This is a genomic window from Hydrogenophaga sp. FG152, assembly GCF_057809615.1.
Map to the genome: position 1 here is coordinate 1 of NZ_JBMDKH010000038.1, position 10533 is coordinate 10533.

10 protein-coding genes and 2 pseudogenes are annotated in these 10533 nt (G+C 62.5%); 2 read left to right on the forward strand and 10 right to left on the reverse strand.

Annotation, left to right across the window (positions count from 1 at the left end; genetic code table 11):
• Window positions 1–535 (forward strand): IS21-like element helper ATPase IstB (istB, locus tag ACODTB_RS25570; RefSeq protein WP_488929871.1); only part of this gene is annotated, 535 nt, incomplete at its 5' end.
• A gap of 125 nt (window positions 536–660) precedes the next feature.
• Here the strand turns inward: istB and ACODTB_RS25575 are convergent.
• The 9 genes and pseudogenes from ACODTB_RS25575 to ACODTB_RS25615 form a co-directional block, all read right to left on the reverse strand.
• A pseudogene (locus ACODTB_RS25575) lies at window positions 661–1128 on the reverse strand (ATP-binding protein); the annotation flags it as partial.
• A gap of 270 nt (window positions 1129–1398) precedes the next feature.
• Window positions 1399–1878 (reverse strand): LysR family transcriptional regulator, encoded by a 480-nt coding sequence (locus tag ACODTB_RS25580; RefSeq protein WP_421561572.1) that lies wholly within the window; start codon window positions 1876–1878, stop codon window positions 1399–1401.
• Window positions 1879–2255: 377 nt separating this feature from the next.
• Window positions 2256–2642 carry an ABC transporter substrate-binding protein gene (locus ACODTB_RS25585; RefSeq protein WP_326526548.1) on the reverse strand — a complete coding sequence of 129 codons (387 nt, stop codon included), beginning with the start codon at window positions 2640–2642 and terminating at the stop codon, window positions 2256–2258.
• 325 nt (window positions 2643–2967) lie between these two features.
• Entirely contained in the window at window positions 2968–3222 is a 255-nt protein-coding gene (locus tag ACODTB_RS25590) for a globin (protein ID WP_488929872.1), read from the reverse strand.
• 248 nt (window positions 3223–3470) lie between these two features.
• Window positions 3471–4496, reverse strand: coding sequence for a 2Fe-2S iron-sulfur cluster-binding protein (locus ACODTB_RS25595; protein WP_421561573.1), 1026 nt, complete (start codon window positions 4494–4496; stop codon window positions 3471–3473).
• On the reverse strand, window positions 4493–5473 hold the full coding sequence (locus tag ACODTB_RS25600; RefSeq protein WP_421561574.1) for a PdxA family dehydrogenase: 981 nt from the start codon (window positions 5471–5473) through the stop codon (window positions 4493–4495). The genes ACODTB_RS25595 and ACODTB_RS25600 overlap by 4 nt, the downstream gene beginning before the upstream one ends.
• Window positions 5470–5943, reverse strand: coding sequence for an aromatic-ring-hydroxylating dioxygenase subunit beta (locus ACODTB_RS25605; protein ID WP_326526544.1), 474 nt, complete (start codon window positions 5941–5943; stop codon window positions 5470–5472). Before ACODTB_RS25605 ends, ACODTB_RS25600 begins: the two co-directional genes overlap by 4 nt.
• An 18-nt stretch (window positions 5944–5961) precedes the next feature.
• Complete coding sequence (locus ACODTB_RS25610; RefSeq protein WP_128003433.1) at window positions 5962–7191, reverse strand: aromatic ring-hydroxylating oxygenase subunit alpha; 1230 nt, start codon at window positions 7189–7191, stop codon at window positions 5962–5964.
• A 42-nt stretch (window positions 7192–7233) separates the two neighbouring features.
• Window positions 7234–8211 carry a Bug family tripartite tricarboxylate transporter substrate binding protein gene (locus ACODTB_RS25615; protein ID WP_421561575.1) on the reverse strand — a complete coding sequence of 326 codons (978 nt, stop codon included), beginning with the start codon at window positions 8209–8211 and terminating at the stop codon, window positions 7234–7236.
• A gap of 421 nt (window positions 8212–8632) precedes the next feature.
• Here ACODTB_RS25615 and ACODTB_RS25620 point away from each other — a divergent pair, with 421 nt between their 5' ends.
• On the forward strand, window positions 8633–9391 hold the full coding sequence (locus tag ACODTB_RS25620) for an IclR family transcriptional regulator domain-containing protein (protein ID WP_488929873.1): 759 nt from the start codon (window positions 8633–8635) through the stop codon (window positions 9389–9391).
• 152 nt (window positions 9392–9543) lie between these two features.
• Here ACODTB_RS25620 and ACODTB_RS25625 read toward each other — a convergent pair.
• Window positions 9544–10524: pseudogene (locus ACODTB_RS25625) on the reverse strand (DUF3363 domain-containing protein).
• Between the last annotated feature and the right edge of the window lie 9 nt (window positions 10525–10533).

A 10533-nucleotide genomic window follows, 5' to 3' on the forward strand; every position in this document is an offset into this window, starting at 1 on the left:
TAGTGCCTGCCTGGAGGACATCGACTGGCGCGCCAGCCGGGGCCTGAGCCGGGAGGTCATCACCAGTCTGGCCGGCGGGGACTGGCTGCGCCATGGTCACAACGTGCTGCTCACCGGTGCCACCGGTTGCGGCAAGACGTGGCTGGCCTGCGCACTGGGGCAGCAGGCCGCGCGCCTGGGGTTCTCTGTCCTCTACACCCGCGCGCCACGGCTGCTGCAGGAGCTGCACGTGGCCCACGGCGACGGTAGCTTTGGCAAACGGCTGGGGCAACTGGCCCGGCTGGACCTGCTCATCCTGGACGACTTCGGTATCGCACCGATTGCCGCGCACGAGCGAAACGACCTGCTGGAGTTGCTGGACGACCGGGTGGGCACGCGCTCGACGCTCATCACCAGCCAGTTGCCGGTGACGGCCTGGCACGCCTGGCTGGACGAGCCCACGCTGGCCGACGCCATCCTGGACCGCATCGTGCACGGTTCACACAAGATAGCCCTCAAGGGCGAGTCGATGAGAAAGCTCACCAAGACCGCCTGAGCCGCCCGTGCCGAGCACCGTTCCACGCTGATGGCGGACAGTTCGGCTACGATTGCAGCGTCACTCAGGACACCCGCGCAGCGTGTCCGCCATCGCCTGGAACGCTGTCCGCGATGGGAATGGAATCACTGTCCGCCATCAGTGGAATGCGCAGATAAGTCTACTGTTGGTGCGTTCGCTTCTCCTTTCTCAATGACTTCCGGCAGGGCCGTCCTGGGCCGCCTTTTCTGAACGGTCTTGGGTGCTGCGCTGGAATGCTTGAACCGCCAGCTCTCGTTGCCGGTCTCCACGATGTGGCAGTGGTGGGTCAGCCGGTCGAGCAGTGCGGTGGTCATCTTGGCGTCGCCAAATACCTGACTCCATTCCCCGAAGCTGAGGTTGGTGGTGATCAGTACGCTGGTTCTCTCGTAGAGCTTGGAGAGCAGGTGGAACAGCAGCGCTCCACCGGCCTGGCTGAACGGCAGGTAGCCCAGCTCATCCAGGATCACCAGGTCCATGTAGACCAGCCGGTGGGCCAGCTGTCCGGCCTTGCCCTGGCTCTTCTCCAGCTCCAGCGCGTTGACCAGCTCCACGGTCGAGAAGAAGCGCATCTTGGCATAGTCACTCATTTCGTTGCCCATCTGGGACGCTGACGTAACGAAATCTGCGCAGGATTGTTCGTTCATCGCGACCTCCTAGAGATTGCCGCCACCAAGGGTCGAAGGCTAGCTTCCATGGTTGGGTGTAGCTTACGCCCTGGTGGTGGCGGAAATGAAAAAGCCCCGCATTCAGCGGGGCTTGATGGCAACAAACAACAGCGAACGGCTACGCGTCTTCAGGCTTAACGTCCACAATAGTTGCAAACTTGATCTTCTCGTTCGCCGTCAACACACTGACCGAAAGCTGTATGAGTTGGCTCGTTTTGAAGGCATCTCGGACAGTTCCAGCGGCACCGCAGGCGCCAACGCCTGCCATCCGGCCAAGCACTCGGCAAGCCTGGGCTGGGAGATGCCGTCGGCCACGCCGATACGCAGCGGCGGCTGGTAGAGCGCACTCGTTCGGCGCACGGCACACTTGGCGCGCTCGAAGCGAATAAACAGTTTGCGCGTCTCCTGCAGCAACTGGGCGCCCGCCGGGGTCAGCGCCAGGTGGCGCGGCGCGCGGACAAACAGCTTGACGCCCAACTCCGCCTCTAGGTCGCGCACCGCGCGCGACAGCGGTGTCTGGTCGATGTGGATACGCTCTGCCGCGCGGGTGAAATTCAGTTCCTCAGCAACGGCGACGAGGTAGCGCAGGTGCCGCAACTCAATTACTGCAGCCTCGCCGCGCAACTGTTGGACAGTGCGCGGCGAAACAAATGGCAACGGAAATAAAAGTAGCAAGGACGAGTGACAGCTGGCGCGGTGCGGATCATTGTGTTACTCCTTGATGGCTATTGATGACTGCTCGATCGAATCAACCGCCCAGCCAAAGCGCCGGGTGGCAAGTGATGAATAACCCGAAATAGGCCCGCGCGGACAGACATCAGTCCTGTGCTTAAGAAGAGTGATGCACACTGGCGTTGTCGCTGGGCAGAATTCAAAAGGAGATTGATCGACGTCTACTGTCAGCTCAGGAAGCAGCTGCGCACGGTTTGGGCTCGACCTCTTCGGCTCGAAAAACGCTCAGGGGATCGGCGATTGCGCTCGTGCTTCATCGAGAACCGGATGAAAGAGGAGTAGTGTCCTTCGAGCTCGCTGAGCTACCGGATGATCCTGCGGCCGTGGCCAACGATCATGGTATCGACATAGCTTGCACCTGAGCGATCCGCCACACCCGCGAGTGCGGCCTTGCCTTGGCCATCGTCCTGATAGACGACGCCCCAGACCTTCATGCCTGTGATGACGCCGACGTTGACGGCATTTTCGGCTTCCTTCGAAAAACTCGTTCGTACGATGAAGACGAACTTGTTCGTTGGGTCTTTGGTTGCCGGGGCCCCTGATACGGCTCCGATCAGCGGAACCTGGCGCTCATTGACAAGGGCAGAGACGGCCAGGATCCCCGGCGTTCCCATGAATCCGAAGAGGCACAGCACACCCTGATCGAGCATGGCCTTCGCATATCGTACGACCAGAGGTCCCTGTCGAATCTGTCGTCCATCAGTTCAACGCGAATTTTCCTTCCGTGCACGCCCCCGACAACATTCATATCCTCGAATGCGATGCGCGTGCCCTCTCGAAACCCTTAGGCGGTGCTGCCGAGGACGCCCGTCAATGGCAGCGACATACCCAAGACAATCTCGTTTGCGTTGCCAGCCCCAAGGGAAGAGCGCGCAAAGCCTCCAGCGGCAATAGCTGCCACTGCCGCTAGCAGGCGACGGCGCGAACATGCCGCTTGCTCCATGATCACATGAGCCCGTTCAACCGGCTCGCTCAGCAAGTCTGCACCATTTGTGCCCATAGCAGTCTCCTTTGTTAATGGTTCAGCGGGCCATCGGCGATTTGCGCGTGCCGAGCCACGATCGACATCAGGTGCTTGAGTTGGCGGCGCCAGGATTCTTCGTGGCTCGGCGTCCAAGACTCGCTCACGGCGGCCTGCATTGCCTGCACCACCGCCTCGAAATAGCACTCATACATGGACAGAGTCGCGCCATATCCCCGGTGGTCTCCCACTTCCCGCTCGACGATGCCCTCCAGGTACCCCACTTCCTGTGTGCATTCCAGGATCATCGTCCGGGTTTCATTGAACATCCGCCCCGGCCGAGGGCATCGTTCCCGAACAACGCACGGGCGTCTGGCCTGAGTGCAAAGAATCGTTCGTACACCAGCGGCACGAGATCATCGACTCGCTCAGCTGCCAGTTCAAGGGACTCATGGATCGATAGCAAGTCAGACAACTTCATCTCCAAGTCGTTGGCTCGTTTGCCGACCGACGTGCATGGCTGCACGCGGCGGGCGTCAGATCGGCGCGGGCACAGCTAGACCACGGCGACAGGGCTTTCCGCGACGAATGAATCGCTGAAGAACTGCGTCGGCGGCAGTCCTCGCTGATCCTCGAGGGCCGTGCGCACGGCCCGCACCATGGCCGGCGCGCCGCAGGCGTAGACGTCGAAGTCCTGCACCGAGTCGAAGGTCTCCAGCACCGCCTGGTGCACCCGTCCCCGCCGTCCACTCCATGCCATCGCATCAATCGGGGCGCTGATGACGGGTTCATAGCGCAGCGAGGGGCGCTGCCTGAGCCACTTCTTCACCACTTCGGGCGCATACAGGCCAGCGGGCACGCGTGCGCCCCAGAACAGGGTCATCGGCCGCTCGATGCCGCGCTTGATGATGTCATCGATGATGGACTTGACCGGCGCGAAACCCGTTCCACCGGCAATGAACAGCAACGGACGGTCGCTCTCCTCGCGCAGATAGAAGTCGCCGTGCGGGAGTTCGATTTGCAGCACATCGCCCTTGGCCAGATTGGGAACGACGCCTGATGTGAAGCCGCCACCGGGCATATGCCTGATGTGCAGCAGAACACCGTCGTTCTCATGCGGCGCGTTGGCCATCGAGAACGAACGCCGCTGCCCGTCGGGAAGAATGACCTGCAGGTACTGGCCAGCGGCGAAGCGGGCTCGCACGCCTGTCGGAAGCCGCAGGTGGAGGATCGAGACGTCGCTGGCGACGAGCTGGTTGCGGAAGACCGTCGCCGAATAGGTCTTGCGTGCGTCGGGGTCGATGCGGTGCCAGGACCGCGGCGCGATCAGAAGATCGCTGGCCGGCTGGGCGCGGCAGAACAGGTGTTCATCGGGCGCGTTGATCCCGGCCTCATGGCCGCCTCCTCCGGTACCGACCACCAGTTCTCCCGCCAGCACCCTGCCCTTGCAGTTTCCGCAGGCGCCCTTGCGGCAGGAATAAGGCATCTCGATGCCATGTTTGGCCGCCGCGTCCAGCACGGTCTGCCCCGCTTCGGCGTCGAACTTGACGTCCGTGCCGTCGATTCGAATTTCATAGCTCATGGCGCCCTGCCTTTGGTTGTCGCCGGTGCTGCCACATGGCCCAGCATTGCGACGGTTTCGATCATGGCCCGGGCCGAGGCCACGCCTTTTCCGGCAATGTCCATTGCACTGCCGTGACCCACACTGGACAAAAGCACGTCGGCACCGATCGAGATCGCGGAAGCGCGCTGCGGGCTGAGCAGCTTGATCGGGATGTGTCCCTGGTCGTGAAAGATCGCGACGTAGAGATCGTGGGCACGCGAAGCCAGCAGCATGTCCCCGCCCGCCGGCCCCGTGACGTCGAGCCCTTCTGCACGCAGTTGTGCAGCCGCGGGCTCCGTGATGGCACTGTCCTCGGTGCCAAAAAGACCGCCCTCGCCCGCATGGGGATTGATGCCCATCAGCGCAATGCGCGGCGTGTCGATGCCAAGCCGGGCCAGGGCCCGAACGCCCGCATGTGCTGCATCAGCTACAAGCTTGGGCGACAGCCGGCGCAGCGCGTGTTGCACGCTCTCGTGCAGCGTGACATGGACGATTCGCAATCCGCCTCCGATCAGCAACAGGAACACGCTGTCCTCGGGCTGGCCGCACACACGCGCCACCAGCGATGGGTAGCCCGAAAAGACAATGCCAGCCTGTGCGATCGCGGTTTCGTGATGGGGCGCGGCGACCACCGCATCGAACCGTCCGCGCTGCGTGGCCTCGATGGCGCGCGTGGCAGCATCGACGGCAGCAGCGCCCGCCTGGGCGTTGATCTCGCCGGGCCTGAATCCATCCTGCAGGACAGGCGCGGATGGCTCGACTGAGGCCACCGCCAGCGCCTCTCCCAAGCCCAGCATATCGGCGGTGTCGCGAAGAACGTTCGCCGGCCCGAACAGCGTGAGCGCCACGTCATCGCGCCCGGCATAAGCGGCCACCGTCTTGAGCGCGATCTCCGGCCCGATGCCGTTGGGGTCCCCAACGGGAATCGCGATGCGGCTGACGGTTCCTTGTGTCACAGGGGAACGGCCAACAGGGTGTCGAAGCGGCTGCTGTCGCAAACCACGACGCGGCGCTTGAGTTGCAGCTTCTCGCCGTTCAGGTCGAACACATCCTTGTAGAGGCCTGTGGCGTACAGGAAGGTTTCATCGCCCTGGACGATGCGCACGACCAGGAAAGGCGTTTCGCACTCGGCTTCGTTCGCGTCGCTGCGCACAACGTGCGGGAGCCCCACCATGTGGCGGTAGGTCTGACGCTCGTAGACATTGGCATGGCGCAGCGCCGTGATGCGGTCCTCCAGCATGCCCCGGGACGTCGCGTACATCAGCCCGGCCGCAAGGCCCGTGCGGTCGTTCTCCGCGCTGGTCACCCGGTAGTGGCACACATCCGCAAAAAAGCCTGGCCAGCTCTCCAGGTTGTCGCTGTCGATGCAGCGGGTGTAGGACGCATTGAAGTCCAGCAATTGATCGCGCAAACTGAGTTTTTCCATTTCGATTTCCTTCGGTCTTCAAACGCCCATCAGCACGCGGTATTGCTTCCAGAAGCCCCTCACGGCAGCCTCCGTGGCACGCGAACTGCTCGAGGCCGTGCTGTCGCCGCCCATCTCCAGCACCGCCTGTTCGGCCCGCGTGCCTGCAATGCCGCGCTGCACGAAGCCGCCGACGGCGCCGTCCTCCATCGACACGAATCCCGCCGCCCCGATCAGGTTGGCCTGCTTGAGCCGGACTTCGCGCTGCGCCGGCGTGTCGGACACGTAGCCGATGTAGGTCCAGTTCAGATCGGTCTTGTCGATGCCGCGCGGCAGCACCTGGCGGATGGCCAGGCAGTTCTGGATCTGCTGCAACACGAAGCCCGGGAACACCGACAGAATCTGCAGCGTGATGCCGTCATCGAACTCCTTGAAGCCCTGCAGCAGGCTGGGGTCCTTCAACTGGTAGCCGGACTGGTCGGATCGCAGCCCCTGGTCCTTGTAGCCGTCGAAGCCATCCTCGTCGACCTTCGAGTAGCTCACGTGATGAGCACCGGTCTCGCTGACGATGACACCGCCCTCCTGGGACAAGCGATTCAGCCGGAAGGTGGTGAAGAACAGGTGCAACAGACTGGCGTGGTAGGTGTCCTTGACGTTCTCGTAATAGAGCTTCCAGTTGTTGGGAAGCGCCTGGGTGAAGCGCCCGATCACCTCCACCGGACGGCCCAGCACCCGCTCGATGCGCGCGCAGATCTCGTCGCCCAGGTACTCCTCCAGTGGGTCCACGTCGTCGCTAAAGCTGCCGAACACCAGGCCACAGAAGATCGCCACGCGCAGCTTGGTCGGGTGATGGTGGTCCTTGCAGAAACCTTCGGGCATGCCGCCCGCACCGTTGACCCCGCCTTCGAATGCCACGCCCTTGAGGTCGCCCTTGAGGCTGTAGGTCCAGGCGTGGTACACGCACTGGAAGTCCTTGGCGTCCTTGCCCGACTTCTCCAGACAGATCAGGGCGCCGCGGTGAGTGCAACGGTTCTCGAACGCGTAGATTTCGCCATCCGCATCGCGCGCCACGACGACCGGAGTCTCGCCGACGAAGGTCGTCCTGTAGTCCCCGCTTTCGGGGATCTCGTTCTCGAGGCAGAGATAGTTCCAGGTATCGCCGCGGTAGATGTTGCGCTGCTCGTCGGCAAAAACCTGATCGTCGCGGTACACCGCCAACGGGACACGGGTTTCACCTTGAGGAATCCATTGGATAGTCGAAGTCTGCATGTTGAGTCCTTTGAGAGATTGGGTGAGCTGGAAGTGAGGGAGTCAATCGACCGTGATCTTTGCGGCCTTGATCACTTGAGCCCAACGAGCGGTTTCCTCGCGCACGAAGCGATCCATCTGTTGCGGCGTGCTGCCGACGACTCGCGCACCCCGCTTGGCAAAGTTCGCCTGTACGTCGGGCAGCTTCAGGGCATCCACGAAGACACGGTTCAACGCGCGCACCATGTCATTGGGAGTTCCCGGGGGCGCGACCACGGCAAACCAAGTCACCGCCTGCATGGCAGACAACCCTGCTTCCACGAAGGTTGGGACTTCCGGAAGCACCTCGGAGCGCTTCGTGTCAGTGACGGCAAGGATCCGAATCTTGCCGCTGCGGTGCAACGGCATCGACGAAGTGAGGTTGTCGAAGAACACATCGACCTGGCCGCCCAGAAGATCCGTCAGCGCGGGCGCTGTACCCTTGTAGGGCACGTGGATCATCCGTGTACCCGTCAGGGACTCAAACAGCGCTGCTGTCAGATGCGACGTCGAGCCATTGCCCTGCGAGGCAAAGGTGACCTTGTCCGGATGGGCTTTCACATAAGCGAGGAACTCCTGAACCGTCTTGGCGGGAAACGAAGCACTCACCGCAAGGACATTGGGTACCTCGGCCATCACTGTGACGGGCATCAGTTCGTTCGAGTCGTAAGCGAGTTTGGGGTAGAGGCTGCGGTTGATCGCAAGCGGGCCGGGTGGCGAAGCCAGCAGCGTGAAACCGTCGGGTTTAGCCTTGGCCACCTGATCGGCGCCGATGTTCCCTCCCGCACCTGGCCGGTTCTCCACCACGACCCCTTTCGGGAAGTGCGGTCGAATTTTCTCGGCCAGGATGCGCGGCAAGGCGTCGGCCGTGCCGCCCGCGGGGAACGGAACGACCAAGAGCAACGGCGCAGCGTTCAGGTCCGCTGCCTTGGTGTGCCAACAGATGGCAACCGCTGACAACAGGATTGCGAGGCGAAGTATCGGCTTGGTAGAAATTTGCATGTTGAGTCCAAGAAAAATGTGAGCGAGATGCTGAGAGGGGTACGGCTTTGCTCAGACCCCGAGGTACTCGGCCAGTCGGTCGGGTTGCGAACGCATTTGTTCGCCGGTGCCTTCGAGCACAACCCGCCCCTTGACCAGGATCAACCTCGTAGTGCGGATAGGGGTTGTCGAGGGCGTCCTCGGCATAAGGGTCGAAGTCGGAAATCGGCGCATCGACGCGGGACGGCTCGTGGGAAAGCGCGGTTGTCATGGGCATGCCTTGTCTCGTGGCTATAGAAATCTGAAAGGGGCTACACCGCCCTCTTGTGCAAGTGGTCAAAGCTTAAGAGCTGCCTTGCATTGGGTCAACGATTTCGCGTATAAAGTGCGGATACCGTACTTTATGTTTGTCTTCACCAATCCCCGAGATAGAAGGATCACGATGGAAATCGAAGAGAAGGAATACGTGATGGGTCTCGAGAAAGGGCTCGCGATCATCGAAGCCTTCGGACGGCGCAAAGGGCCAATGACGCTCACGCAGGCCGCAGAAATCACCGGCCATACGAAGGCGTCGGTGCGGCGCTGTCTGCTGACGTTGTGCAAGCTCGGGTATGCGGCGCAGGTGGGAAGGCAGTTTCAGCTGGCCCCTCGCACACTGCGTCTTGGCCATGCCTACGTCAGCTCGGACCCATTGACGAAAATCGCGCAGCCGATTCTGGAGATGACTAGCGAACGCACCAAGGAGTCGGCTTCGGTGGCCGTGCTCGATTCGCAGGATGCGGTGTTCGTCGCTCGCTCAACGCACCGCCGCAGCCTATCCAGCGGGCTGGGCGTCGGTGCACGGCTGCCCGCTTATTGCAGCGCCACTGGCCGCGTGTTGTTGTCTGCACTTCCCAAGACCGACGTGGAGTTCCTTCTCAACCGCATGTCACGCCCGGCCTTTACCCCACGCACCCTCACGAACATCCGGGACATCCTGCGCGAGATACAGGTAGTGCACACGCAAGGCTATGCGATCAGCGACGAAGAACTCGAGATTGGTCTGCGCTCGATCGCGGTGCCCATCCGCAACGCAGCGGGCGAGATGATCGCGGCGCTGAGCCTATCGGTCTCAACCAGCCGCATGACGCGAGCATCCATTGTCGAGAAACTGCTACCGGAACTCGAAACGGCCCGGAGAAACTTTGCAACGTTGCTGTAAATCGACCACATGCCACTCAGCTGCCGCCAACAACAATACGAAATCGACATCGCCTCCGAGATCAAACGCGATCTGCCGTCCGGTAGTGAGCCTGGAAGTCGACATTGTCCACGGGCGAGCAGCATCGGCAAGTTCTAGCCGATGCACTGCGGTCAGATGCCGATACCGCGCCGGTGACCGAGCTGCCAAGTGACCGACTGTCCGCGCACAATCGCCGACACCTGCAGCCCTAGACGTTGTTCGATCACGGGTTTCCACGGCACCAAATGAAAGCCCATGCCGTCATCAAGTATGGCAAAGTGGCCGCTGGCGAGCTGGATGGACTGGCGGTAGACGCCGCTGACGCGTTGCCCGTCCTGCACCGGGTGCCAGGCCTTGCCGATCTGCTGCTGTAGGCTCTGGCCCACCGAGGCCAGTTCGCGATCGCGCAGGGTAGCTAGCAGGTTGCGTGCCAGAATGATGCGCTGACCCCAGGGCTCGGCCAGCCCCTGCCCGGCCAGGAAATCCACACGCTGGTCCATGGCCTCGCGCACCTGCGCACCAAAGCCCTGGCCGGTTGGTTGTAGGCCTTTGGCGCCATCCGCCACCAGGCCGCGGTCCAGCCAGGTCGCACCCATCGCCTTGATCTGTTGTTCAACGGACAGGTGCGAACGCAGTTCGATAGAGTGTCCTGCGACCTTCTGCGCATCGTGCTGCCTGGCCTTCTGCAGCAGATCGGCCGGCACGGCCCAGACGCCATCGGCCGTACGCTCCACGTAGCCACTGCGGCACAGTGCTTCGAGCCGACGCACGTGGACCTAGGACGTGGCCTGCGGGTCGCGGTCACTGGCCTGCGCGAGCTGGGCCTGGTGGCTGGCCGCGGTGCAGATGCCGTCCCTGGCCGCCGCCAGGATGCTGCGGTCTACGGCCCTCTCCTGCGCTGGCGGCTTCGCTTCCAAGATGCCGCCGATGGGCAGTCCGGCCAGGTCGGCACCGGCTGGCAGCTTCAGGTAGTGCGCCCGGCCGTCGATGCCATCAACCACCAGATAGGGTCGGTCGTGCAGTTCATCGTCCAGGCCCTTGGCCGCGATGCGCCCGATGACGTGCGAATCCGCAGATGGGTCGGTCATCAGTTCCCGCTGCTCGCCCTTCATCGCCCGATG

Coding starts and splice junctions, on each gene's coding strand:
- ACODTB_RS25590 (WP_488929872.1), bottom strand. CDS start 3,222: ATGATCCTGGAATGCACACAGGAAGTGGGGTACCTGGAGGGCATCGTC.
- ACODTB_RS25595 (WP_421561573.1), bottom strand. CDS start 4,496: ATGAGCTATGAAATTCGAATCGACGGCACGGACGTCAAGTTCGACGCC.
- ACODTB_RS25605 (WP_326526544.1), bottom strand. CDS start 5,943: ATGGAAAAACTCAGTTTGCGCGATCAATTGCTGGACTTCAATGCGTCC.
- ACODTB_RS25610 (WP_128003433.1), bottom strand. CDS start 7,191: ATGCAGACTTCGACTATCCAATGGATTCCTCAAGGTGAAACCCGTGTC.
- ACODTB_RS25615 (WP_421561575.1), bottom strand. CDS start 8,211: ATGCAAATTTCTACCAAGCCGATACTTCGCCTCGCAATCCTGTTGTCA.
- ACODTB_RS25620 (WP_488929873.1), top strand. CDS start 8,633: ATGGAAATCGAAGAGAAGGAATACGTGATGGGTCTCGAGAAAGGGCTC.